Consider the following 23,193-nt stretch of genomic DNA (forward strand, 5'->3'; position numbering starts at 1 on the left):
CGGTCAGCGTGTGAGGATGAGCGCCTCACCCTGACCGCCACCGCCGCACAGCGCGACGACCGCCGTTCCGGATCCGCGGCGCACCAGCTCGTGCGCCATGTGCACGGCCAGTCGGTTTCCGCTCGCCCCGATCGGGTGCCCGATCGCGATGCCGCCGCCGTGCACGTTGACGATCTCCGGATCCAGTCCGAGCGCGGCCTCGGAGCGCGCCACCACGGCGCCGAAGGCCTCGTTGATCTCGACCAGATCCAGGTCCGCCGCCGTGAGGCCCTGCTTGTCCAGGGCCCGCTGGATCGCGTTCGCAGGCTGCTCCTGCAGGGAGTTGTCGGGTCCGGCGGTCTGTCCGCTCGCGCCGACCGCGACGAGCACGGGCCAGCCCTTGGCCTCGGCGTTGCCGCGCGTGGTGACGATGACCGCCGAGGCGCCGTCCGAGATCTGCGAGGAGTTGCCCGCCGTGATGGAGCCGCCCTCGGCGAACGCCGGGCGGAGGCCGGCGAGCGTCTCGCCCGTCGTCTCCGGCCGGATGCCCTCGTCCGCTGTCAGGATCACCGGCTCACCGCGGCGCTGCGGCACGCTGACCGGCACGATCTCCACGTCGAACACTCCCCCGTCCCTGGCCGCGGCCGCGCGCTGGTGCGACCGCGCGGCGACCTCGTCCTGCGCCTCGCGGGTGAGGCCGAACCGCGGGTTGTGCCGTTCGGTCGATGCCCCCATGCTCTCCTTGTCGTAGGCGTCCGTGAGACCGTCGTACGCCATGTGGTCGAGCACCTCGACGGATCCGTATGTCCAGCCGTCGCGGGAGCCCATCATCAGGTGAGGCGCCCGCGTCATCGATTCCATGCCGGCCGCGACCACGGTGCGGGCGTCTCCGGTGCGGATCATCCGCGCGGCATCGATGATGGCGGTGAGGCCCGACAGGCACACCTTGTTCACGGAGTGCGAGGGCACATCCCATCCGATGCCCGCCCCGATCGCGGCCTGCCGCGCGGCGTTCTGCCCCGACCCCGCTGCGAGCACCTGCCCGACGATGACGGCGTCGATCTCGGCAGGGTCGACGCCGCCCTGCTCGAGCGCGCCACGGATCGCGAACGATCCCAGCTGCGGCGCGGTGAAGGAGGCCAGCTGACCTTTCAGACGTCCCTGCGGGGTGCGCGCCGCCGCGATGATGACGATGTCGTCTGCACTCATGATCACTCCAGTCCTTCCGCGACCAGCAGCGTCGGCTGGGTCGCATCCTTCACATCCTGCACGCTCACCCCGGGTGCGAGCTCGACGAGCCGCAGGCCCTCGGGCGTGACGTCGATCACGGCCAGATCCGTGATGATCCTGTGCACCACTGCGCGACCCGTGAGCGGCAGGGAGCACTCGTCCACGATCTTCGCGGTGCCGTCGCGGGCGACGTGCTCCATGAGCACGATCACGCGTCCCGCCCCGTGCACGAGATCCATCGCGCCGCCCGGACCCTTGACCATCTTCCCGGGGATCATCCAGTTCGCGAGATCGCCGGTCGCACTCACCTGCATCGCACCGAGGATCGCGGCGTCGATCTTTCCGCCGCGGATCATGCCGAAGCTGAGACCGGAGTCGAAGAACGCCGCGCCGGGCAGCGTGGTCACGGTCTCCTTGCCGGCGTTGATGAGGTCGGGGTCGACCGCATCCTCCGCAGGGTACGGCCCGACGCCGAGGATGCCGTTCTCGGACTGCAGTACGAGGGTCACACCCTCGGGCACGTAGTTGGGCACGAGTGTGGGCAGCCCGATGCCGAGATTCACGTAGGAGCCGTCGGACAGCTCGCGGGCGGCGCGCGCCGCCATCTCGTCGCGTGTGAGCGCCATGTCAGGCCTCCCCGTTCCCGAAACCGGTCGAAGGGCGCACCGTGCGCCGCTCGATGCGCTTCTCGATGTCGGATCCGACCTCGACCACACGGTGCACGAACACGCCGGGCAGGTGCACCTGGTCCGGGTCCAGCTCCCCCGGCTCGACGAGCCGCTCGACCTGCGCGATGCAGATACGGCCGGCCATCGCGGCGAGCGGGTTGAAGTTGCGCGCGGCCTTGTTGAAGATCAGGTTCCCGTGCCGGTCGCCGAGCGCCGCGTGCACGAGGGCGAAATCGGTGGTGATCGCCTCTTCGAGCACGAACTCGCGGCGCTGCCCGTGCATCTCGAACGTGCGCACGTCCTTGGCCGGCGACGCGATCGCGATCGCCCCGTCGGCGGCGTAGCGCCGCGGCAGGCCGCCCTCGGCGACCTGGGTGCCGACGCCGGTCTGGGTGTAGAAGGCGGCGATCCCGGATCCGCCGGCGCGCAGCTTCTCGGCGAGCGTGCCCTGCGGCGTCAGCTCGAGTTCCAGCTCGCCGGAGAGGAACTGACGCTCGAACTCCTTGTTCTCCCCCACGTACGACGAGGTCATCTTGCGGATCCGCTGCGCACCCAGCAACAGCCCCAGCCCCCAGTCGTCGACGCCGCAGTTGTTGCTCACCACGCTGAGCCCCGAGGTGCCCTGCTCCAGCAGTGCCTGGATGAGGGCGCTGGGATTGCCGGAGAGCCCGAACCCGCCGACGGCGAGCGAAGCGCCGTCCGGGATGTCTGCCACCGCGTCCGCCGCGGAAGCCCATTGCTTGTCGATCACTCGCCACTCCTTCGTGTGGGATACGACTCCCACTCTGCGCCGGAGCGGGAAGCGGTTCAAGCCCGTGCTTGCGATGTGGGCGCGGCCGTCGGTAGCGTCCACATCATGGAACAGGTGACCTCGGCAAGACGAACGGTCCCCGGAGCGCAGGCGATCGCGCGCGCCGCGGAACTGCTCCGCCTGGTCACTGCGTCGCCGGACGGCGCCGCGCTGCAGCGCCTCGCGGAGACCTCGGGTCTCAGCCGCTCGACCGTGCACCGGCTGCTCTCCGCCCTGCGCGCGGAGGGGCTCGTCGACCAGGATCCGCAGACCGCGCGCTGGATGCCCGGTCCCGAGCTCTACCTCATGGGAACAGTGGCCGCTGCGCGCTACGACATCACCGAGCTCGCCCGTGACATCGTGCGGTCGCTGGCCGTGAAGACCGAGGAGAGCGCGTTCCTCTCGGTGCGCCGGGCGGACGAGACCGTCTGCCTGCTGCGCGAGGAGGGAGCGTTCCCCATCCGCTCCTTCGTCCTCAGCGAGGGCGTGCGATTCCCGCTCGGCGTCGCCAGTGCCGGACTCGCGATCCTGTCCTTCCTTCCTGACCACGATGTGGATGCATACCTGGGACGGCATCCCGAGCTCGGCGAGCGCTGGGGTCGCACGCACGCCCCCGCACCGCTGCGCCGCCGCCTGGCCGAGACCAAGGCCCGGGGGTACGCGGTCAATCCCGGCCTCATCGTCGAGGGCAGCTGGGGCATGGGAGCCGCCGTGTTCGATCGCGACGGGCGCCCGGAATGGGCCTTGAGCCTGACCGGGGTCGAGTTCCGCTTCGGCCCGGACCGCCTGCCGATGCTCGGGCGCACGCTGCTCGCGCATGCGCATCAGCTCTCCGCCCGGATCGCCGGCCGCGCCGCACGCTGAGCGCCGCGCGTCGCACCCCTTGCCATTTACATACCATTAGTTATATACTTCAGTTATGAATCACGGCGAGATCCTGCAGTCGATCGTGTTCTCGACGCACGCGCTCACCCGCATCGCCGCACAGGAGGCCGGAAACGACGCTCCTGCGGCGCAGTGGCGGGCACTGAGTCTGCTCGACGGGCAGAACGGGCAGCGTGTGGGAGAGCTCGCGAAGGCGAGCCGCACCACGCAGCCCGGCATGACCCGGATGCTCGGGCAACTCGAGCACGAGGGCCTCATCCTGCGCTCGGCCGATCCCGAGGACTCCCGGGCCACCGTCGTGACGATCACGGCGGAGGGGCGCACCGCCCTGCACGCCTGGCGCGACGAGATCCAGCGCATCCTCGCTCCGCGATTCAGCGACCTCGACGACTCCGACTGGGAGCATCTCTCCCGCGCCGCCGAGATCCTGCACACGCATTCACTTCTGGAAGGGACAGCACGTTGAGTACCACCGGCTCCTCGGTATCGATCTGGAGACAGCCCGCACAGGTGTGGGCGGTCGCCTTCGCCTGCGTCGTGGCGTTCATGGGCATCGGATTGGTCGACCCGATCCTCCCCGCGATCGCCGCATCGCTGAAGGCGACCCCGGTGCAGACCGAGCTGCTGTTCACCAGCTATCTGCTCGTCACCGGTGTCGCGATGCTCTTCACGAGCTGGATCTCCAGCCGCATCGGAGCCAAGGCCACCCTGTTGATCGGCCTCGCGCTCATCGTCGTCTTCGCGCTCTTCTGCGCGTTGAGCGGCAGCGTCGACGCGATCATCGGCTTCCGCGCCGGCTGGGGCCTCGGCAACGCGCTGTTCATCTCCACGGCACTCGCGACGATCGTCGGTGCGGCCAGTGGCGGCTCCAGCGCCGCGATCATCCTCTACGAGGCCGCCCTGGGCCTCGGCATCGCGATCGGACCGCTGCTCGGCGGACTCCTCGGCGAGGTCGCCTGGCAGGGCCCCTTCTTCGGTGTCGTGGCGCTGATGGCCATCGGCGTCATCGCCGTGCTCACCCTGCTGCGCGGGCCGTTCGAGAAGCGCGAACCGGTGCCGTTCTCCGCGCCGTTCAAGGCGCTCGGTCGGCCCGCGCTGGGCGTGCTGGCGGTGGCCGCGCTGTTCTACAACATCGGGTTCTTCGTCCTGCTCGCGTTCTCGCCTTTCCCGCTCGGCTTCAGCGCGATCGGGATCGGCCTGACGTTCTTCGGCTGGGGCATCGCCCTGGCGGTCACGAGCGTCTGGGTGGCGCCCATCCTGCTGCGCCGGATGCCGATCACGCGGATCATCCTGTTCGTGCTCCCGCTGCTGGCGATCGATCTGATCGTGGCCGGAATCCTCGTGGCGATCCCGATGGCCCTCGTGATCTGCATCATCGTCGGCGGTCTGCTGCTCGGCATCATGAACACCGTGCTCACCGAGGCCGTCATGGAGGCGACCGATCTGCCGCGCTCGGTCGCGTCCTCGGCCTACTCCGCGGTGCGCTTCATCGGCGGCGCCGTGGCCCCTCCCCTGGCGGCGCTCCTGTCGCACCTCTGGGGCGACACCGTGCCCTACCTGTTCGCCGGGGTCTCGGTGCTCATCGCCGCGCTCGTGGTGCTCTTCGGCCGTCGTGCGCTCGCGCACATCGACCGCGGCTCGCACGACGCCGCGGAGGATGCGGAGGCGATCCTCATCGGCGACGCCGCCTGAGGGTCCGCACCCGACCCGAACGGGTGCCGCGAACGGCCCGTCCCGCACGATGATGCGCGGGGCGGGCTTCGTCGTCGGCGCCGGGGCCCTACGCTGGAACCATGCTGATCGGTGTCATCCGCCCTGTCGAGTCCAAGACCCACACCGTGCAGGCCGAGGAGCTGGACGAGATCCAGGATCTGCTCGCCGCCGAGACCCCGAAGGGATGGCAGCTGGCATCCGCCCCGGTCGCGATGGCGAAGAAGGACACCGTGCTGACCGCCGAGGGCACGATCGTGCGCCGTGACGGCATGCAGGAGATCGAGGCGGACGACATGACGGCACTCGAAGCCAAGGTCCCCGAGGGATATCAGCTGCTGTCGGTGCGGGTCGTCTGAGCGTCGAGGCATCGTGACCGACCTCGAGACGATCGCAGCAGGCCTGTACACGGTCCCGCTCGGCGATTTCGTCTCGTCCAGGAACGCACGCGCGAAGGAGGCGGAGAACGGGGACGTCGCCGAGAGCATCAGGGCTCTGCGCAAGCCGAGCGTGGCCGCGTGGGTCGTGAACGTCTTCGCCCGCGAACGAGCGGAGCAGCTCGGCCGTGCCCTCCAGCTGGCCGACGAACTGCGGGAGGCGCAGGCCGACATCGACGCGGTGACGCTCGCCCAGCTCACCCGCCAGCGCCGCGCTCTCACCGACCAGCTCGCGGCCGATGCCGCCGCCCTGGCGACAGCCCGTGGCGAACGCGTCACCCCCGCGACGCGCGAAGCCGTCCGGCAGACGATCACGGCCGCCTTCTTCGATCCCCTCGCTGCGGCGGCCGTGGCATCCGGCCGACTCGTGCACGAACTCGAACCGTCGGCCGGTCTCCCCCTCGACCTCGAAGCGATCCTCGGCGGCGGTGCACCGTCGCGGAGTTCCGCTCCACAGGCCCGGCCCGTGGACGAAGTCAAGGCCCAGAGGGAACGGCGGAAGGCGCAGGGCGCGCTGCACGACGCCGAGCAAGCGCACGCGCGCGCCACGCGGGACCTCGGAGCGGCCCACCGCGAGGTGCGGGACGCGTCGGCGCGCGCGGCTCAGCTCGACACGCGGATCGCCGACCTCGAGGCCGAACTCGCCCGCGCGCACACCGCCGCCGGAGCGGCACGCGCGGAGACCGCCGCCGCCGAGGACCGCCGGACGAAGGCAGCCGACCATGCGATGGCGACCGGGAAGGCCGTCGAGGCCGCGCAGCGAGCCCTCGATGCGCTGAACGCAGAGACCTGACCCCGGACGTCGCGCACGGCAACCGCGCTCGACGACGACACCGTCGTGGAGCGCGTCAAGATGCGAGCGCCTGCAGGTCTCAGAGGGCGCGCACGCGGTTGTTCCGCGCGTTGTGCTCGAGTTCCACAAGCCCGAGCTGCTCGAGCAGCGGCGGCAGATACATGCCGAAGCGCCCGCGATAGCCCTTGCGCAGCCCGTACCAGCCACCGACGGGATTGTCGTCTGCGCGTCCGAACGCCTCGACGGTTCCGTCCGCCGCCGGCTTCTGCTCGTCCGCCGCCCCCAACGCGACCCAGTCGCCCTGGGACACCAGCCATGCATGCAGATCCTCGATCGCCCTGGCCTGGTAGCGCAGCGTCGTCGAGCCCACCTGACACACGAGTTCATCCCCGTCGCGATACATCGTGTACTCGCTCGAACCCGGCGCGGTGCGCAGCCGCCACGGGCTCTGCGCCGTCCCATCCCCATCAGTCATGGCGCGATTCTACTGACCCGCGACCGAGGAAGGCACGCACCGGAGCGACGCCCGATCGCGTGGCGCGCGCAGCCACGTCTGGCGATCCATCGTCCGATCCTCCACCGGAAGGCGGGGGCCTGCTCCCTCGCCTCTTAGCGTGTGAAGCCGTATTGACAGATGGAGACGATGTTGACCGACCCGACCGACTCGCCGGAGCACACTTCCCGCTACCTCCAGCGACGCACGCTGGTCAAGGGCGCCGCCTGGAGTATTCCGGTGATCGCAGCTGCGGCAGCCCTGCCCGGCGCAGCCGCCAGCCCACAGCCCGTGCGCAATCTGAGCGCGTCCAGCCGGGTCTCCGTGCCACCCGCCGGCGATCCGACCTGGAACACCACGCAGTACGGCGTCGGCAAGAAGCTGATCCCCTACTCCCCCGTCACCCTGGGCCTGTCGTTCACCAACCTGGGTGACCCGCTGGCCGCGGGCGAGGTCTACATCCAGGGCCTCCTCACCTCGGCAGCCAAGAACGCCGCAGGCAACGACCTGTTCACCCTCTCCGCGTCCGCGAACAACGGCTGGGTCGTGGCCGGCATCGGCACACCGCAGCACGCCGGCCCGACCGTCGACGCCGCGTACCCCGTGTGGTTCCGCTACATGGGCGCACTCGCGACCGGACAGACCGCTCCGACCGTGTTCTTCACCGCGAACCCGACGGGCGCGATCGCCGACCGCATCATCGTCAACGGCACGGTGCTGATCCCCGGCCAGATCCTCTACTCGAAGCCGTTCATCAACGCCGACCTGTCCGCGATCCCGCCGGGGAAGGCCGCGGCGCCGGCGGACTTCACCGGTACATGGTCGAACACGCCTCTGCCCGGGGTCACGGACCAGTTCTACATCGAGCCGTCCTCCGTGTGACCAGGCCGCGGGTCGTCACCGTCGTTCTTTCGCCGCACACGGTGACGATCCGCTCCACCTCCGGGCAGAATGAGGCGCGAGCCGACTGCGACCGAAGGAGGGCCCCTGGAGAGCATCCCCATCCGCGCACCCGAGCTGCGCCAGATCATCGGGCGGCAGCGCGCCTCCGCACCAGACTGGGACGCCTTTCACGCCCGGAGTCGCGAACGCCGGTACGGCGGTCTCCGCATCGAGCGGTTCGCCATCACGCAGGTGCGTCTCGCGTCCACGCCGACGATCCGCCGGGACGCTGTCCTCATCGCGTATTACCACGTCGTCGCGGGACGGTTCACGGTGTCCAGAGACGGTCGCAGCTTCACCGTCGCGCCCGGCGAGTCGGTGCTGATGTTGAGCACCGGGGGCTACCAATACCACATCGAGGACGGGGAGTACCTGCAGGCGCTGGTACCGCTGCAGGCGTTCGACCCTCTGGAGATCGCCGACGTCCTGGACGCGATCGATCTGCCTCTGCAGCCGGATGCCGTCAGTCGCGCGACATGGGCGCTGCTCATCGCGCTGCTGGATGATCCCGACGACGACCCATCGGACGAGGTGGTCGCCTCCGCGTCCGAGAGCGCCGCGGCCGCTGCCATCACGCAGGTCGCAGCCGTGGCCATCAGCAAGCAGGTCAGCGCCGGCCGGAGATCGTCGATCCTCTCCGCAGCGTTCCTCTACATCAACGGTCACGTGAGCGACATCACCGTGGACCTCGCGGCGATGGCGTCCGCGCTCGGAACGAGCTCCCGCACCCTCCATCGCGAGTTCCAGGCGATCGGCACCACACCGATGGCTGCTCTCCGCGACGCCCGGCTCACCGCAGCAGCACAACGCCTCGCCTCCCGCGCCCCGCTCGCCTCCCTGGACGAACTCGCACGCGACTGCGGATATTCGGACCGCACCTCGCTGACACGCGCCTTCCGGCGCCGCTACGGAAGATCCCCCGCCGAGTACCGCACCCGCGCGACCTCGGTCGGGCCGGGCGCTCTCTGACGAAAGACCCACCACGCCGCAGGCGAGGATGCCTGAAACTGCCAGAACACGGCGACGAGGCCCGAACGCAGAAAGGCCCCGGTAGATGGCGAGATCTAACGGGGCCTATCCGTGCACCCCCTGGGACTCGAACCCAGAACCCACTGATTAAGAGTCAGTTGCTCTGCCGATTGAGCTAGAGGTGCTCGGCGGGCCGGTTCCCCGGCCGAGGAATCACATTACCAGCGGATCCGACGGAAGCGAAATCCGCGCAGGACCCGCGTGCATCCCTGGCGTGTCGTCCGCCCGGAGTGCGCACTGGGCCGCGTCCGCCCAGGGTTCCGCCGCTCGCCGCCCGTATCCTGGAGGCGTGTCTGAGACCCGCGCCGAAGCCGATTTCCAGAGCGACCTCGACCTCGCTCTCCGCCTTGCCGATGCCGCCGACGCGCAGTCTCTGCCGCGCTTCGACGCCGCCGACCTGAACGTGTCACTCAAGGCCGATCGCTCCCACGTCACGGATGCCGACCTGGCGACCGAGCGCGCGATCCGCGAGATCCTGCAGGCCGAGCGTCCGGAGGACGGGATCCTCGGCGAGGAGTACGGCACGTCGGGCGACACGCACCGACAGTGGATCATCGACCCGATCGACGGCACCGCGAACTTCCTGCGCGGCGTGCCCCTGTGGGGAACGATGATCAGCCTCGCGGTGGACGGTGCCGCGAGGGTCGGCGTCGTCAGCATGCCCGCCCTCGGACGACGCTGGTGGGCCGCTCCCGGTCTCGGGGCCTGGGCCTCGACCGACGCCGAGCCGCGCGCGATCCGCGTGTCGGAGGTCTCGGATCTGGACGACGCGAGTGTGAGCTTCCAGAGCATCGCGCAATGGGACGAGGCCGGACATCTCGACACGCTCATCGCGCTGAGCCGGCGCGTGTGGCGCGACCGCGCCTACGGCGACGTGTTCTCCTACATGATGCTCGCCGAAGGGCGCATCGACATGGTCGCCGAGTTCGACGTCAAGGAGTACGACATCGCGGCGGCGTTCGCGATCGTGACGGAGGCGGGTGGCACCGCGACGGCGTTCGACGGCGCCCGCACGCTCTCGGGGCGCTCGGCCCTCGCCACGAACGGCGTGCTGCACCCGGCGTTCCTGGAGCAGCTGCGCACATCCGGCACGCAGCCCGGCACGGCGGGACAGCAGAGCCCGGCCGCTCCCTGATGCGCCCCCTCGCGCGCGTGATCCTGCCGCTGGGACTCGCCATCGGCGTGCTCACGGCAGCCACGGCGTGCAGCGACGGCACTTCCCCCGCCGTCACCGCGAAGGCAACGCCGGACACGGCGAGCACCTCCCCCGGGACGGCGACGCCGCCCGCGACGGACACCCCGGCGACCGCCCCCGCCGCGCTGAGCTGCGAGACCCTGATCCCGTCCGACACGGTCGCCGCGCTGCACAAACAGGGGTGGGCCGCGATGAAGCGCGACTTCGCCTTCGGGCCGGACGCGCTGCCCGGCGGTATCGAGTGCCTGTGGTCGGATCCGGCCACTGCCTCCGACCACGGTCTGCTCTACGGCTGGGCGCCGATCTCCGGCGAGGAGGCGAAGGCCCGCCAGGAGCACCTCGTGGCGTCGGGCTGGATCCGCGAGGACAGCGACCGGGGCGTCTACATCACCGCGGACCCGCGTGCGTCGCTCAGCAAGGATGAAGACGGCTACGGCATGACGTACCTCTTCGGCTCGGGCTGGGTGACCGTCTCGGACACCAAGCAGGGCCTGATCCTGATCGAACCGCGAGGATGACCCCGGTGCCGGTGCGAACGATCTCTCTCACCCTCCGGGCAGCCCCGGACCGCGAGAACGAGGACGCGATGGCCGTGGCCGACGGGATCGGCGTGGTCGTCGACGGCGCCGGAATCCCGGCCGAGCTGCGTCGCGGGTGCTCGCACACCGTCGCCTGGTACTCGCGCCGGCTCGCCGACGCGTTCTGCGACCGGCTCACGGATCGCGCGACCCCGATGCGTGACGCACTGGCCGGGGCCATCGCCGACGTCACCGCGCGGCACGCCCACACGTGCACATTCGAGGGTGGTTCGCCGAGCGCCACGGTCGCGGCATGGCGCGTCGACGGCGCGGACGTCGAGCATCTCGTACTGTGCGACGCCTCGATCGTCGTGCTCGAGGCCACGGGGTGCGCGCTCGAGATCACCGACGACCGCATCGAGGACACCGTGGCGCGTCGTGTGCGGGAGCTGCTGTCGACGCGCGAGAGCTCCGCAGATCCGACCCGCCAGGAGCTGGCCTCGCTGCGATGGCAGGCGCTCGAGGAGTGCCGCAACGCCCCGGACGGGTTCTGGTGCGCGCAGGCGGACCCGGGAGTCGCCGCGCAGGCGCTCGTCGGACGCCGGCCGATCGACGGCACCGCGGCGGTCATCGCAGCCTCCGACGGCGGCACCCGCGGGTTCCAGCTCGTGGACGCGCACGGGCTGTCGGCTTTCGCCCACCGGGCCGGATCCGGCGAGCTGGAGGCCCTGGCCGCCGAGATCCGCGCCGGAGAGCAGCGGCTGAGCGTGCGCACCGACTTCGACGGCAAGATCCATGACGACCTCACGATCGTCGTCGGGGCCTTCGTCTGACATGCACCTCCGCCCCGCGCCGTCGGCGAGTTGCCCGCCGCCCCGCGGCCTTCTACTGTCGAGAGCGTGATGGCAGATGCGCTCCGATCCGCGTGGTCCGACGTCTCGAGCCAGGATCCGGTGCGCATCGCGCGGGCCCTCGACGCCTTCCGCGGATTGCTGCCGCAGGCGCTGATGACCGAGGGGGAAGGCGGTGACGCTCATCGCAGCGCGCTACGCGGCCTCGCGCACGGACTGGATGAGCTCGGCCGCGAGGACGAGGCGAGGGAGCTGTACCGCACGCTCGCGGAGGTCTGCGAGAGCGCGCTCACGGATCACGGGCATCTGGACGGGCACCGTCAGCAGCTCCTCGACGACCGTCTCTACGCCCGCGCCGCGGAGCAGCTGGTCGGCGATGCTCCGGCCTCGGCCGTCGTCGTGGCAGCGTTGGACGCCCTGATCGCCGAGGGCGAGAAGGAACTCGGCGGTGCGCACGGCCGCGTGCTCTGGCTCCTGGACCGACGCGCACAACTGTTGTCCCGGATGAACGTGGCAGAGGGGCTGCACGCCTACGACCTGCTCATCGCCCGTGCAGCAGCGGCGGACGAGCGCGGCGAGAACCATCTGACGGCGCTCGCCGCGAAGGCCGCCGAGCTGTCCCGGCTGGACGAGGACGAACAGTCCGCCCTGCTCTGGGGACAGGTGCTGGACGGGCGCCGCGCGCTGCTCGGGATGGACGCTCCCGCCACGCTGGACGCCTGGTGGTGGCGCGCGAGGACCCGCTACTGGTCGGGCGACGCCGCGGGAGCCGATGCCGACCTCGCCCTGCTGATCCCGGCGCTGCAGCGGCAGCGCGGCGAGGACGACGCGCTCACGCTGGACGCCATGAAGTTCCGCATCACCGCGCTGCGAGTGCTCACCCGGGACGGTGCGCCCGTGGAGGACCCGCTGCCGCTCGTACGCCGGATCGCCGTGCTGGAGACTGCGCGTTTCGGCCCTGGCGCCGACGAGGTGCTCACCTCCCGGATGATGGCGGTCGAGGTGCAGCTCGACAACGCGGACGGTTCCGCAGCGTGGCCGGGGATCATCGCCGAGGCCCGCGAGATCGTCGACGACACGGCGGACCGACCGCCCCGCGCCACGCTCGCGCTGCGCTCCCGCGACCTCCTGTCCCGCGTGCTGCGCGCGGCGCACGAGAGCGAGCCCTCGTCGGTGCCGATGGAGACCGCGCTCGCCACCGCCGCCGACCGGTGCGCGCATCTCGATCGGGTCGCGGACGAGCTGCTTTCCGCCGACCTCACGACGGGGCCGGTTCCGCGATCCGACCCGGATCCTGACTCGTCCTCGGCGACGCCGCAGCAGCTCGCGAACGAGCTCGCGCACGCCTGGACCGATCTGTCCCGCTGGCACGAGCCGCATTCCCCCGAGGCCCTGGATGCGCTGCAGGCAGGCGCCGAGCGCCTGCGCGGGCTCGGCCCCGCCGGTCGCCGGAGCGAGATCGACGTGCGGGACCACCTCGGCTCGGCCTTGCGCGATGCCGGCCGGGGAGCCGATGCTCTCGCCGCCTTCGAGCGGTCGCTGGAACTGGAGCTGAGCATCGCGGCGGAAGCGTCGACGGCGGAGGATCTCCGCACCGCCGCGACCCGGCTCGCCCAGTCCCGGCACGCACTCGGCGCCACACTCCGCGGCATCGGGCGCAATGCCGAGGGCGAGGCGCTGCTCGCGGATGCCATCGAGATCGCGCAGCACGACGGCGCCTCCCCGCGGATCATCTCCGAGCTCCGCGACACCCGCGCGCTCGCACTGCAGGATCTGGGGCGCAGCGACGAGGCCGCCGCCGAGATGCGCGCCCTCTACGACGCCTCGGGAGACGTCGGCCACGCGATCGACCTCGCCGCGGTGTATCTGCGCAGCGACCGGGCCGCCGAGGCCGAGGCGCTGCTGCGACCCGTGCTGGCCCGGTTGGAGGCGGAAGGGTCCGCCGACACCGCCCAGGCATCCCGCGTCATCGGCAATCTCGCTCTGGCTGCGTGTCAGCTCGACCGGGACGCCGAAGCCGCCGCGACCTATGACCGGCTGTACGAGCTGCAGTCGCGCATCCTCGGCACGGAGCACAGGGACACGCTGATCACGCTGCACAACCGCGCCCAGGAGGAACGGCACCTCGGTCGCTTCGCCGAGGCGGTCCGTCGCTTCGAAGCGGTCCTCGCACGGCGCACAGCGTCTCTCGGCGCCCGTGATCCGCACACTCTCAGCACGCTGTCCGCGCTCGCCGGCACCGTCGCCGATACCGGAGATCTGCCCCGCGCCAGGGAGCTGACCGAACGCGTGGTCGCTGAGACTCGAGAGGTCCTCGGCGATACGGATCCGCAGACGCTGCGCCGGATCCGCGACCTGGACGGGATCCTCGCCCGTCTCGGCGATGCGCAGGAGGACAGGGACGCCCTCGCCGCTCAGGTCAGGGCCGGGTTCGCCTCCACAGGTGGCGCCTCGGACGATGACGGCGCGTCACCCGGGCTCGCGGCGCTGCGCTACGCCGACCATCTCGCCCGGCAGAATCGCCACGGCGATGCCCTCGTCGAGTACAGCCGCGCCCGTGAGGCCCTGAGCGCGACCGCCGGCATCGACTGGCTGCGGGCCGAGCGCGGCGCCGCCGAATGCTCGAAGCGGCTCGGCGCGTATCGCGAAGCCGCCGACGCCTACGCGCGGATCGTGCCGCAGCTCGAGCGGCTGCTGCCCGACGACCACTGGGCGCTGGCGGACGCGCTGAACGACCGCAGCCTCGCCCTCTCGCATCTGGGACGTGTCGACGAGATGGCGGCCGTGCAGCAGCGGGCGATCCGGGTCGCGGACGGCGCCGGGTCCGACCCCGGGCGGGCCGTCCAGCTGCGCATCTGGCTCGGCCGGCGCCTGGCCGAGGCCAAGCGCTTCCCGGAGGCGCTCGCCGCCTACGATGACGCCGCCGAGACCGGCGCACGCACGATCGGCGCGGAGCACGCGATCACGCTCGACGCCGCCGACGACCGCGCCGAGACGCTGATCTCGCTCGGTCGGCATCGCGAGGCGCTGAAGATCTACCGCACCAACATCCCGGCCATGGAACGCGTGCTGGGTGCCGACTCCGCGGCGGTGCGCCGCGCCCGCGGCAAGCAGAAGGCGTCCGCCCAGCAGGCGTCGAAGACCCGTTCGACGATCATCGGCGGAGTGATCGTCGCCGCCATCCTCGTCTACGTCATCGTGTCGCGGATGAGCTGAGGCGCCGACTTCCTCGCAGAAATCTATGAAAGCGCATCCGGCTCTTCCGCCGGACGTCGGGCTGCGGGATCCTCAGCATGTGCCGTCATCGTCGACGGCGATCCGAACGCACGACCCGAGCACGAGGAGCACCCATGACCAACTACCTGCTGATCTACCGCGCGGATCCGGCCGCCATGGCGGCGATGCCGGAGCCGACGCCCGAACAGGCCGCGCAGATGATGGACGCCTGGAACGGCTGGGCCGCACGAGCCGGTGACGCGATCGTCAACTTCGGCGACCCGACGGCGCCCGTCTCGCCCGGCGCCGACCCCACCGTGGGCGGCTACTCCCTGCTGCAGGCCGGCTCCTACGACGAGATCGCCGCGCTCCTCGAGGGCCACCCGCACACCGCCATGGGCGGCACGATCGACGTCTACGAGACCCAGCCCGTGACGGGCGGCTGAGCAGAGAGCACGGCGGCGCACTCTACGATCGGCATCATGACGCTTCCGATCCTCGAGTACGCCGCCCTCGTCCCGCGAGCGTGGAAGAACGGTCGCGGGGTCACCCGGATCCTGTTCGACGACGCCGACGCCGCGGACGCATGGACCTGGCGGATCAGCATCGCGGAGATCACCGGCACGCAGCCGTACAGTGCCTACCCGGGCGTGCATCGCGGGCAGGTCGCGCTCGGCCCCGGTTCGGCCGACCTCGTGATCAACGGCCGGGCCGTGACGCTCGCGGTCGACGACGTCATCGCGTTCGACGGCGAGGACGAGGTCGCGGCGACGCCGTGCGAGGCCGGGTTCCTCGACCTGAACGTCATGACGCTGCGGGACACCTGGGACTCGACGGTGCAGGTCATCGACGCGCCGACGGTGAGTGCCGAGCCCGGAGGTCCGACGGTGCTGATCGCGCTCGACGACCTCGGCACGCTCGATGACCGACCGCTGGCACGCCTCGACGCCGCCCTGCTCGAGCCCGGCACGGCCTGCACGCTGCGCGGTCGCTTCGTGGTGGCGCGACTGCGCCGGATCTGAGCGCACGCGCTGAGAATCCCCTGGGTTCGACTATCGACCGAGGCGGAGCAGCAGTCGGCGGAGCGGACTGCTGTGCACCTCAGGGGCGAGCCAGTCCGCGATGGCGTCCACCACGGCCGGATCGACGTGATTCGGCGCCTGATAGTGCGAGGGTCGCGATACCCCGCTGCCAGGGAAGAACATGTGATCGTCGTCGGGGAAGACCCGGATGCTCACCCCGGGCCGTCCTTCGAGGCCTGCGCGCCAGCCGGCCAGGTCCTCGGCCTCGGTGACCTGGTAGTCGCGTCCGCCCTGCAGGACCAGGATCGGCCGATCCAGGTCCGCCGCCACGGCGACCTGGTCGAAAGCCCGCAGATCGAGCCAGTACGACGCAGGCCACCCGAACAGCAGATCGGCCGCGGGCATCTCGGGCGAGAGTGCGGGATCCTCGGCGCGAGCGATGGCGGCGGTGACACCGTCGGTCGTGTCTGCGCCGCCCGCAGCCGGTTCGACCTCGGCGACGTAGGCGATGATGCGGGCCGCGGCGCGCGGCAGCGGCACCGTATCGGCGGCCAGCATCACGACGCCCGCGATCGTCGGATCCGCGGCAGCCACCCGGACGGCTGCCTTGCCGCCGCCGCTGATACCGCCCACGACGACGCGGCTCGCGTCGACCTCGGGCCGCTCCTGCAGCAGGCGCACCCCCGCCAGCGCGTTGGGCAGGTACTCATCGACCATGGTGAATCCGGGCTTCGACGCGAGCCGGGGGTCGACATGGGTGACCTTGTCGAAGCGCAGCACGGCGACGCCCCGGCTGGCGAGGCCCCACGCGAGATCCTTGAACGGCTTGTTCGGCCCGACCGTGACGTCACGGTCGCTGGCACCGGACGCGAGCAGCACCACCGCGGGCACACCTCGCGCGCCGCGGGGCTGCGTGAGCGTTCCAGGGACCGTGAACGGCCCGCACTCGAGCACGACATCCTCTTCGATGAACAGCCGCGGATTCGCGTATCCCGGCGGGTTCCACCCGGAGTCTGCGGGCTGCGTGATCCGCAGGCCGTGCATCAGACCATCTGCACCGACGGAGAACCGGACTTCGAGTCCGCCGTTCTCGCCGCGCACCGGCACGATCGCGCGGGTGAGTCCGTCGCCGATCGACGTGACGACCGCGGTGCCCGCCGAGCGGATCTCACCGATCTTCGCGATCTCGCTGTTCCAGCCGGTCCGGACGGTGTCCGCCGACACGGCATCCGCGAGTTCGGGGGCGAACAGCCTCTCGAGATCGTCGAAGCGACCGTCGCGCAGCATCGCCACCACCGTCGCCGCCATGGCCTCCGGTTCGATCTCCGTCGTCATCACATCACAACCTTTCTCACTTCATGCGAACGATAACAAGATATGCGACTATTGGTCAATGGATGCCCTCGAACTCGTCGCACATCCCGCCCGGCTGCGGATCGTTCACACCCTGCGCGGCGGTCGCACGCTGACGACGGCCGAGCTCAGCGCACGACTGCCGGACGTTTCGAAGGCGACGGTCTACCGGCACGTCGAGGCACTGGCATCAGCCGGCGTGCTCGAGGTGGCGGAGGAGCGGCGCGTGCGGGGCGCGGTCGAGCGGCACTATCGGCTGCGCGCAGACCGGGCGACCGTCAGCAACGATGAGGCCGCGACAGCCACGATCGAGGAGCACCGTCAGATCTTCGCGACGGCCTTGGCGGTGCTGGCGTCGGAGTTCGCCACATACCTCGACCGCCACGACGCGGACCCGACAGAGGATCTCGTCGGCTATCGCCAGCACGCCTTGTGGCTGAGTCGTCACGAGGTGGAGCAGCTCATCGCCGATCTCCGCCGGGCCATCGTGCCCCACCTCGCACACGAGCCGACCCCCGGTCGTGGACGGTATCTGCTGAGTCCGATTCTGTTCCCCGTGGAAGGTGCCGGCGACGCCCCCTGACGCTGTCCTCGGATCGAGGCCGAGGACATTATGCGCGCCGCGTCGGAGGGTCAGACGTGCGGCGGCTTCGGCGGGTGCGGCCGGACGAGTCCGTCCGTCGGTGCGGGCAGGATGCTGCCGTCCCGCGTGACCAGGGCCGGCATCGGAGCGCCGAGCGTGTCATGCCATGGCTGCGGCGCGACCGGGGTGGGCATCGGGTGCGGCGGTGTCGGCTGCACGATCGTCGAGCCGGGTGCCGGCGGGGCCGGGCGGGTGAGGGCGGGGTCGACCAGATGCGCGAGCGACGGGGCGGTGTCGACCCGAGGCACACCCATCGCCGGCAGTCCGAGCAGGTCCATGATCGTCTTCGGGATCGAGGCGTGCGAGTGCCACTCGGGATCGATCCGCTGCGGCACCATTCCGCCGAACAGGAGCAGAGGGATCCGGGATCCGCCGATCGCCTGGAAACCTCCGGGATGCACGACATCGGGCACGGTCTCGATGTCGGGCGTCGGCACGGAGTCGGCATATCCGCCCCAGTCATCCCAGGTGAGGATGAACGTGGTCTGTTCCCACCCGCCGCCATCGATCACGGCCTGCACGCGGTCCCACACCAGGTTCTGGCCGTGCGTGACGTAGTCGGGGTTGCTCGTCATCGGTGGATGCTCGTCGTAGCCTGCGGGGCTCCACACGTAGCAGATCTGCGGCAGGTCGCCGGCCTTCGCCATCGGGATGAAGTCCTTCGGCGGGTGCACGTTCGCAGAGTCCGGAGCCTCGTTCAGGGTCTTGTAGAACTTCGTCGGATAGCCGCTCTGGTCAGGGAACGCACCCCAGGTGACACCCGCGGCCTCGGCCACGGAGAAGATCGACGGCAGGTCCCACACCGGATGCGCGCCCACGAACGGCGGGTTCTTCATGGTCGGCATCTGGCCGCCGATCGCGAGCATGTGCCCGGGCGTGGAGTTGGACCCGGACCCGAAGTGGTGGTCGCAGAACACGAACTGCTTGGCCAACCAGCTGTAGTACGGGATGACCGAGTCGTTGTCGACCTGCGCCACGAGTGCCGGATAGTCGCCCATCGCGAAGTGCACCCAGGCGTTGCGGTCGTGCGGCTGATCGAAGTTCGGCGGTGCGGCGAGAAGGTTGCCGTGGTTCGCCACGGCCGCTCCCCACGCCGCCAGCGTCGGGAAGTAGAAGTCGGTGGTCTTGTTCTCCTGGAGGAATACGATCACCCGATGCCCTGCCAGTGCCCTCACCATCGTCGCCACTCTCTCGAATGAACTCCCCGTGGGCCAAGCCAAGCACGGTGAGTGGCGACTCGCCAGGGCAGGCGGCGTGATTCACGACCGCCGCCCTTCACGATGAGGTCGATGGCGTTGCACGGACCGCCGTCGCACCGCACGTGCCCACGGTCCCGGGGGCACGAAGAAGCCCCTGGGATCCGTATCGAAGACACGGGTCCCGGGGCTTCCTCCAGCGACAGCGACTTGGTGATGACGAGCGGAGCTCGAGACCGTCACCTCGCAGGCATGACTTGCGGCAGTCGGCTCAGTACGCTGACCGCGGCCCCTGTGTCGAGCGCCTCGAGCGTGGCGTTCAGAGCATCGAGAACGTGTCCGGCGAGCTCGAGCGAGGCTCGGTGCGGACGCCCTTCGCGGACTGCATCGAGCAGCTCGAGCGCCCCGATCCCACGCCCCGCCCGAGGCTGGTCAGGCGCCGCCGCCGCCTCGAATCGGCGGGGCGAACCGCCTGAGGTTCTCAGCGTGATCGTGCCTTCGAACTTGTCCGGATCCGGAATCGCCAGGTCGCCCTCGGACCCTTCGATCTCGAGCACCTCCCTGGTGCGATGCGCGTCGAAGCCGAATAATGCGCTCACCTGAGCGCCGCCCTCGAAGCGGTAGATCGCGCCCACGGTGGTCGGGACCTCCGAGCGGAACAGTGTTCCGGCGCTCGGTCCCGTCGCGACCCGCCGCGGTTGCTGTGAGATCCTGCCGTCCGCCCGCACCTCGACGATGGAGCCGAGCAATTGAGTCAATGCCGTGAGGTAGTACACCCCGATGTCGTGCAGCGGCCCGGCGCCCTTCCGGTAGAAGAACTCCGGGGCGGGGTGCCACGCCTCCGGGCCGGGCTTCTGCATGATCGCGATGCCGCCGGCCGGCGCGCCCACCGCGCCGTCGCGCAGCATTCGGACCGCGCGTTGGATCCCGGGCCCCAGGAACGTGTCGGGCGCGACCCCGATCCGTACACCGCGGGCCTCAGCCATCGCGCGCAACTCCGCAACCTCCTCACCGCGCAGGGCGACGGGCTTCTCGCTCCACGCGTGCTTACCTGCATCGAGGATCCGCATCGACGTCTCGAAATGGGCCTGCGGCGGGGTGAGGTTCAGCACGAGGTCGATGCGATCATCGGCGAGGAGCTCCTCGATCGTCCCACCAGCCGCGACGCCGAGTTGATGCGCCCGGATCGCTGCGCGCTGCGGGTCGCGTCCACCGATCCGGACGATCTCGATGCCGGGATGATCACGCAGCGTACGGGCGTACTGGGCGCTGATGTCGCCGGCGCCGATGACGCCGAGGCGCGCAACGGATTCTGGCGACTCATCGGAAGGGGTGAGCATGTGGGGATCCTCTCTACTCTGGTCGTCCCAGAAGCCGTTCGCCGGTTGCGGCCTCGATCACGGCGAGTGACCATGCCGCGCTTTTGATCGTGCGGCGGGGGCGCGTGGGCGCTGGCGCCCGATCAGACGCCTGCGACGCTCTGGTCTTCTGCACGCTCTCAGCCTTCTCGGCTGCTGGAGACTGGCGCGTTCTGTTCCCTGTGTCGCTCCGTTCAGCCGTCATGGTCCCAGCGGATTCCGAAGGCCGCGGGACCGATGTCACGGCGGAACGCGATTGCCATGTCGGGGTTCTCATTGCGCAGAGGACGTGCCCCGGGATGGAATGGGTCACCGTCGATCTCCTCGAGCCAGTCCGGAGTGACCTCGCGATCGAAACGGACCTGCAGCATCGCCTCGCGTGTCGGGGCGCCCAGCGTCGAGACGATGATGGGCGATCCCACGACGCCGTCGATCGCATACTCGACGAGGGCGATCTCGCCGCGCCGGAGCGAACGGTCCAGTTCCCACACCTGCCCGTACGCCTCCCCTGCCGGATGCCGGACCTCCCGCGCCAACCGGATTCCATGCGGCTCTGCGTCGCGAATCCTGACCTCGGCGCCCCCCGGCGCCAGCAGTATCGAACGATGCTCGCGAACGCCGTCGCTCAGAGCCTGGATCACGACTCGATGCGTGAGCGTCACCCGGGATCCCGCACCCACGTCGGCGACGAGGTGGTGTGACAGCACCCGCCGGTCTGACGCGTCCGACGATCGAGAGGCCGCCAGCAACCGCAGCACTTCCCGCGCGCCGGGCCGCACAGTGAGCGCACCGAGATCCGCTCCCGGATGTGCGATGGTGCCGATTCTCCGCGAACGAGGAATCAGCCGTCTCAGCGAGTGGGGCTCGAGAACGAGGATCTCCTCGATCGCCGCAACGATCGGCTCCGACCTCACGTCCGGAACCCTGCCACCAGAGCGCCAGTAGCTGAGTGTTGCGACTGACACAGTCTCGCCGCGTGCACAAAGACTGTCGTGCAGCGATGTCAGACTGACACCGCTCTTCTCCAGTTCCCGGCCGAGAACATCGCCGAAACCATCGAGCTGTCTCATCCCACCGTGCTCCTCTGATGCTGCTGGGGGGACCGGAACTGACGAAGCCGTCGTCATGGGCGTTTCACACCTGCTGCGAGGGTCCGCGCCGATGCGGCGAGCCAGTTGTCCTGCGTACCTGAACTTCCCATTGGCGCAGTTGGGCGAGCCGTGCGCCGTGTCGCTCGTAGTTGCAGAGCACGACCGCGCTGCCCTGCCATGCGGCATCGACAGCCGGATCCACGGCGGCCGGCTTCGCCGAGCAGTTCGCGATCACGAGGAGCTCGTCCGCGGACCCTGTTCGCGTGTACGCGAACACCTGCGGGTGGTCTGGCAGGATCATGGTGAATCGCCCGCCGACCACGGTCGGATCGTCGTGTCTCAGCCGGATGAGCGCCTGGTACCAGGCGAAAACGGATCTCGCATCGCCGCGCTGGGATTCTGCGTTGAGCCAGGCGTGATTGGGGTTCGCGTCGATCCAGGGTTCCCCGGTCGTGAACCCGCCGTGCCGCCGCCGATCCCACTGCATGGGGGTCCGGGCGTTGTCGCGCCCTGCGACGCCCACCGCCCTCAACGCCGCGGCCGCGCGCCGACTCCCGGGTGCTCCCGCAGACGCGATGTGGTTCAGGCTCTCGATGTCGCGGAGTTGATCGACGCCCTGGAACGGCATGTTGGTCATGCCGATCTCCTCGCCCTGATAGATGTACGGCGTCCCCCGCATGAGGTGCAGCACCGTCGCGAGCGCCGTCGCCGACGGATACCAGAGGAATCCGTCGTCTCCGAACCGCGAGACGACCCTGGGCTGGTCGTGGTTGTTCCAGTACAGGCTGTTCCAGCCGACGTCGGCGAGTCCCTCCTGCCAGGTGGCGAAGACGCGTTTGAGCTCGACCAGATCGATCGGCTGCGGCGAGAACTTCCCCCCGACCCCCGCATCGAGCGAGACGTGGTCGAAGTGGAACACCATGTCGAGCTCGCGGCGAGCGCTATCGGTGTAGAGCCGGGCCCGCTCCGGCGTCGCATCGAGCGTCTCGCCGACGGTGAGCAGTTCGGCGTCACGCGGAGCGAAGACCTCGGCGTGCATCTCCTGGAGGAACTCATGGATCCGCGGGCCGGATCCGTAGTGCACCAGCCCGTCTCCCCAGCCGCTGTCGACGACGGGGCCGTCGGGAAGATCCTGCGGCTTGGAGAGGAAGCTGATCACATCCATGCGGAAGCCGTCGATCCCCCGATCGAGCCACCAGTTCATCATCGTGTAGACCGCGGCACGGACCTCGGGGTTCTCCCAGTTGAGGTCGGGCTGACTGCGGGCGAACAGATGCAGATAGTACTGACCGGAGGCTTCATCGAGTTCCCACGCCGACCCGGAGAAGAAGGATCCCCAGTTGTTAGGCTCGCGCCCGTCCTTCGGGTCGCGCCAGATGTACCAGTCCCGCTTGGGCGAGTCCCTCCCCGATCGGGAATCCGCAAACCAGGCGTGCTCGGACGAGGTGTGGTTCACCACCAGATCCATGATGAGCTTCATCCCACGCGCGTGCACCGCACTCACCAGATCATCGAGATCGTCGAGGGTTCCGAAGATCGGGTCGACCGCACAGTAGTCGCTGATGTCGTACCCGTTGTCGTCCTGAGGCGAAGCGTAGATCGGAGAGAGCCAGACCACGTCCACCCCCAGCTCCGCCAGGTGATCCAGCCGCTCGATCACGCCGCGGAGGTCGCCGATCCCATCGCCGTTGGAGTCGGAGAAACTGCGCGGGTAGACCTGATAGACGACGGCCGCTTTCCACCACGGATCCTCCGGCGCGAGACTGGGATGACGCGCCATCGTCACGGGCCCGA

At 70.0% G+C, this 23,193-nt stretch carries 23 protein-coding genes and 1 tRNA gene; 14 read left to right on the forward strand and 10 right to left on the reverse strand.

The features are described from left to right. Positions 1 to 3: 3 nt before the first annotated feature. From ACFWCK_RS10145 to ACFWCK_RS10155, 3 genes are read right to left on the reverse strand one after another with little or no spacing between them, the layout of a single operon-like run. Positions 4 to 1,188 carry an acetyl-CoA C-acetyltransferase gene (locus ACFWCK_RS10145; protein ID WP_378805699.1) on the reverse strand — a complete coding sequence of 395 codons (1,185 nt, stop codon included), beginning with the start codon at positions 1,186 to 1,188 and terminating at the stop codon, positions 4 to 6. A 2-nt stretch (positions 1,189 to 1,190) separates the two neighbouring features. Further along, positions 1,191 to 1,835: a 3-oxoacid CoA-transferase subunit B gene (locus ACFWCK_RS10150; RefSeq protein WP_378805700.1), complete on the reverse strand. Its 645-nt coding sequence runs from the start codon at positions 1,833 to 1,835 to the stop codon at positions 1,191 to 1,193. A 1-nt stretch (position 1,836) separates the two neighbouring features. After that, complete coding sequence (locus ACFWCK_RS10155; RefSeq protein ID WP_378805701.1) at positions 1,837 to 2,628, reverse strand: CoA transferase subunit A; 792 nt, start codon at positions 2,626 to 2,628, stop codon at positions 1,837 to 1,839. 105 nt (positions 2,629 to 2,733) lie between these two features. Between ACFWCK_RS10155 and ACFWCK_RS10160 the strand changes: the two genes are divergently transcribed. From ACFWCK_RS10160 to ACFWCK_RS10180, 5 genes are all read left to right on the forward strand, one after another. Continuing rightward, on the forward strand, positions 2,734 to 3,531 hold the full coding sequence (locus ACFWCK_RS10160; protein WP_233309743.1) for an IclR family transcriptional regulator: 798 nt from the start codon (positions 2,734 to 2,736) through the stop codon (positions 3,529 to 3,531). A 55-nt stretch (positions 3,532 to 3,586) separates the two neighbouring features. Further along, complete coding sequence (locus tag ACFWCK_RS10165; RefSeq protein WP_378805703.1) at positions 3,587 to 4,018, forward strand: MarR family winged helix-turn-helix transcriptional regulator; 432 nt, start codon at positions 3,587 to 3,589, stop codon at positions 4,016 to 4,018. Continuing rightward, positions 4,015 to 5,244 carry an MFS transporter gene (locus ACFWCK_RS10170; RefSeq protein WP_378805704.1) on the forward strand — a complete coding sequence of 410 codons (1,230 nt, stop codon included), beginning with the start codon at positions 4,015 to 4,017 and terminating at the stop codon, positions 5,242 to 5,244. Before ACFWCK_RS10165 ends, ACFWCK_RS10170 begins: the two co-directional genes overlap by 4 nt. 101 nt (positions 5,245 to 5,345) lie before the next feature. Beyond that, entirely contained in the window at positions 5,346 to 5,621 is a 276-nt protein-coding gene (locus tag ACFWCK_RS10175; RefSeq protein ID WP_233309737.1) for a hypothetical protein, read from the forward strand. A 13-nt stretch (positions 5,622 to 5,634) separates the two neighbouring features. Then, positions 5,635 to 6,492 (forward strand): transposase, encoded by an 858-nt coding sequence (locus tag ACFWCK_RS10180; protein ID WP_378805705.1) that lies wholly within the window; start codon positions 5,635 to 5,637, stop codon positions 6,490 to 6,492. A gap of 79 nt (positions 6,493 to 6,571) precedes the next feature. Here ACFWCK_RS10180 and ACFWCK_RS10185 read toward each other — a convergent pair whose 3' ends face one another. Beyond that, positions 6,572 to 6,967: a DUF6855 family protein gene (locus ACFWCK_RS10185; protein WP_378805706.1), complete on the reverse strand. Its 396-nt coding sequence runs from the start codon at positions 6,965 to 6,967 to the stop codon at positions 6,572 to 6,574. 171 nt (positions 6,968 to 7,138) lie between these two features. Here ACFWCK_RS10185 and ACFWCK_RS10190 point away from each other — a divergent pair, with 171 nt between their 5' ends. Together ACFWCK_RS10190 and ACFWCK_RS10195 are read left to right on the forward strand one after the other, a co-directional pair. After that, on the forward strand, positions 7,139 to 7,867 hold the full coding sequence (locus ACFWCK_RS10190; RefSeq protein WP_378805707.1) for a hypothetical protein: 729 nt from the start codon (positions 7,139 to 7,141) through the stop codon (positions 7,865 to 7,867). Between the two features lie 69 nt (positions 7,868 to 7,936). Continuing rightward, on the forward strand, positions 7,937 to 8,896 hold the full coding sequence (locus ACFWCK_RS10195; protein ID WP_378805708.1) for a helix-turn-helix domain-containing protein: 960 nt from the start codon (positions 7,937 to 7,939) through the stop codon (positions 8,894 to 8,896). A 112-nt stretch (positions 8,897 to 9,008) separates the two neighbouring features. Here the strand turns inward: ACFWCK_RS10195 and ACFWCK_RS10200 are convergent. After that, positions 9,009 to 9,081: transfer RNA gene (locus ACFWCK_RS10200), tRNA-Lys, on the reverse strand. Positions 9,082 to 9,245: 164 nt separating this feature from the next. Between ACFWCK_RS10200 and ACFWCK_RS10205 the strand changes: the two genes are divergently transcribed. The 6 genes from ACFWCK_RS10205 to ACFWCK_RS10230 all read left to right on the forward strand — a co-directional run bounded on the left by ACFWCK_RS10205 (position 9,246) and on the right by ACFWCK_RS10230 (position 15,758). Continuing rightward, positions 9,246 to 10,091 (forward strand): inositol monophosphatase family protein, encoded by an 846-nt coding sequence (locus ACFWCK_RS10205; RefSeq protein ID WP_378805709.1) that lies wholly within the window; start codon positions 9,246 to 9,248, stop codon positions 10,089 to 10,091. Then, complete coding sequence (locus ACFWCK_RS10210; RefSeq protein WP_378805710.1) at positions 10,091 to 10,669, forward strand: hypothetical protein; 579 nt, start codon at positions 10,091 to 10,093, stop codon at positions 10,667 to 10,669. Before ACFWCK_RS10205 ends, ACFWCK_RS10210 begins: the two co-directional genes overlap by 1 nt. Positions 10,670 to 10,680: 11 nt before the next feature. Continuing rightward, positions 10,681 to 11,502, forward strand: coding sequence for a hypothetical protein (locus ACFWCK_RS10215; protein ID WP_378805711.1), 822 nt, complete (start codon positions 10,681 to 10,683; stop codon positions 11,500 to 11,502). A gap of 69 nt (positions 11,503 to 11,571) precedes the next feature. Beyond that, the gene (locus ACFWCK_RS10220) at positions 11,572 to 14,736 is read left to right on the forward strand and encodes a tetratricopeptide repeat protein (RefSeq protein WP_378805975.1); all 3,165 of its coding nucleotides are present in this window, start codon (positions 11,572 to 11,574) and stop codon (positions 14,734 to 14,736) included. Between the two features lie 134 nt (positions 14,737 to 14,870). Next, entirely contained in the window at positions 14,871 to 15,182 is a 312-nt protein-coding gene (locus tag ACFWCK_RS10225) for a hypothetical protein (RefSeq protein WP_378805713.1), read from the forward strand. 36 nt (positions 15,183 to 15,218) lie between these two features. Then, on the forward strand, positions 15,219 to 15,758 hold the full coding sequence (locus ACFWCK_RS10230) for a HutD family protein (protein WP_378805714.1): 540 nt from the start codon (positions 15,219 to 15,221) through the stop codon (positions 15,756 to 15,758). Positions 15,759 to 15,788: 30 nt separating this feature from the next. On the opposite strand, the gene ACFWCK_RS10235 is transcribed toward ACFWCK_RS10230, so the two are convergent. Beyond that, a complete protein-coding gene (locus ACFWCK_RS10235) occupies positions 15,789 to 17,093 on the reverse strand; it encodes a hypothetical protein (protein ID WP_378805715.1) in 1,305 nt (434 codons plus the stop codon). A 58-nt stretch (positions 17,094 to 17,151) separates the two neighbouring features. Here ACFWCK_RS10235 and ACFWCK_RS10240 point away from each other — a divergent pair, with 58 nt between their 5' ends. Next, positions 17,152 to 17,694, forward strand: coding sequence for a helix-turn-helix domain-containing protein (locus tag ACFWCK_RS10240; RefSeq protein ID WP_378805716.1), 543 nt, complete (start codon positions 17,152 to 17,154; stop codon positions 17,692 to 17,694). 50 nt (positions 17,695 to 17,744) lie between these two features. On the opposite strand, the gene ACFWCK_RS10245 is transcribed toward ACFWCK_RS10240, so the two are convergent. From ACFWCK_RS10245 to ACFWCK_RS10260, 4 genes are all read right to left on the reverse strand, one after another. Continuing rightward, positions 17,745 to 18,932, reverse strand: a complete 1,188-nt coding sequence (locus ACFWCK_RS10245) for an alkaline phosphatase family protein (RefSeq protein ID WP_378805717.1) — start codon at positions 18,930 to 18,932, stop codon at positions 17,745 to 17,747. Between the two features lie 257 nt (positions 18,933 to 19,189). Continuing rightward, the gene (locus ACFWCK_RS10250; protein ID WP_378805719.1) at positions 19,190 to 20,290 is read right to left on the reverse strand and encodes a Gfo/Idh/MocA family protein; all 1,101 of its coding nucleotides are present in this window, start codon (positions 20,288 to 20,290) and stop codon (positions 19,190 to 19,192) included. 212 nt (positions 20,291 to 20,502) lie between these two features. Then, positions 20,503 to 21,378 (reverse strand): hypothetical protein, encoded by an 876-nt coding sequence (locus ACFWCK_RS10255; protein WP_378805720.1) that lies wholly within the window; start codon positions 21,376 to 21,378, stop codon positions 20,503 to 20,505. 64 nt (positions 21,379 to 21,442) lie between these two features. After that, positions 21,443 to 23,179: an alpha-glucosidase gene (locus ACFWCK_RS10260; RefSeq protein ID WP_378805976.1), complete on the reverse strand. Its 1,737-nt coding sequence runs from the start codon at positions 23,177 to 23,179 to the stop codon at positions 21,443 to 21,445. Positions 23,180 to 23,193: the final 14 nt, after the last annotated feature.

It is taken from the genome of Microbacterium sp. NPDC060117 (genome assembly GCF_042729315.1).
Lineage (GTDB): Bacteria > Actinomycetota > Actinomycetes > Actinomycetales > Microbacteriaceae > Microbacterium.

Bases quoted from the DNA above. Each gene is read 5' to 3' on its own strand.
- ACFWCK_RS10145 (WP_378805699.1), bottom strand. From the start codon at position 1,188: ATGAGTGCAGACGACATCGTCATCATCGCGGCGGCGCGCACCCCGCAG.
- ACFWCK_RS10150 (WP_378805700.1), bottom strand. From the start codon at position 1,835: ATGGCGCTCACACGCGACGAGATGGCGGCGCGCGCCGCCCGCGAGCTG.
- ACFWCK_RS10160 (WP_233309743.1), top strand. From the start codon at position 2,734: ATGGAACAGGTGACCTCGGCAAGACGAACGGTCCCCGGAGCGCAGGCG.
- ACFWCK_RS10165 (WP_378805703.1), top strand. From the start codon at position 3,587: ATGAATCACGGCGAGATCCTGCAGTCGATCGTGTTCTCGACGCACGCG.
- ACFWCK_RS10175 (WP_233309737.1), top strand. From the start codon at position 5,346: ATGCTGATCGGTGTCATCCGCCCTGTCGAGTCCAAGACCCACACCGTG.
- ACFWCK_RS10185 (WP_378805706.1), bottom strand. From the start codon at position 6,967: ATGACTGATGGGGATGGGACGGCGCAGAGCCCGTGGCGGCTGCGCACC.
- ACFWCK_RS10195 (WP_378805708.1), top strand. From the start codon at position 7,937: ATGAGGCGCGAGCCGACTGCGACCGAAGGAGGGCCCCTGGAGAGCATC.
- ACFWCK_RS10210 (WP_378805710.1), top strand. From the start codon at position 10,091: ATGCGCCCCCTCGCGCGCGTGATCCTGCCGCTGGGACTCGCCATCGGC.
- ACFWCK_RS10220 (WP_378805975.1), top strand. From the start codon at position 11,572: ATGGCAGATGCGCTCCGATCCGCGTGGTCCGACGTCTCGAGCCAGGAT.
- ACFWCK_RS10225 (WP_378805713.1), top strand. From the start codon at position 14,871: ATGACCAACTACCTGCTGATCTACCGCGCGGATCCGGCCGCCATGGCG.
- ACFWCK_RS10230 (WP_378805714.1), top strand. From the start codon at position 15,219: ATGACGCTTCCGATCCTCGAGTACGCCGCCCTCGTCCCGCGAGCGTGG.
- ACFWCK_RS10235 (WP_378805715.1), bottom strand. From the start codon at position 17,093: ATGACGACGGAGATCGAACCGGAGGCCATGGCGGCGACGGTGGTGGCG.
- ACFWCK_RS10240 (WP_378805716.1), top strand. From the start codon at position 17,152: ATGGATGCCCTCGAACTCGTCGCACATCCCGCCCGGCTGCGGATCGTT.
- ACFWCK_RS10245 (WP_378805717.1), bottom strand. From the start codon at position 18,932: ATGGTGAGGGCACTGGCAGGGCATCGGGTGATCGTATTCCTCCAGGAG.
- ACFWCK_RS10250 (WP_378805719.1), bottom strand. From the start codon at position 20,290: ATGCTCACCCCTTCCGATGAGTCGCCAGAATCCGTTGCGCGCCTCGGC.
- ACFWCK_RS10255 (WP_378805720.1), bottom strand. From the start codon at position 21,378: ATGAGACAGCTCGATGGTTTCGGCGATGTTCTCGGCCGGGAACTGGAG.
- ACFWCK_RS10260 (WP_378805976.1), bottom strand. From the start codon at position 23,179: ATGGCGCGTCATCCCAGTCTCGCGCCGGAGGATCCGTGGTGGAAAGCG.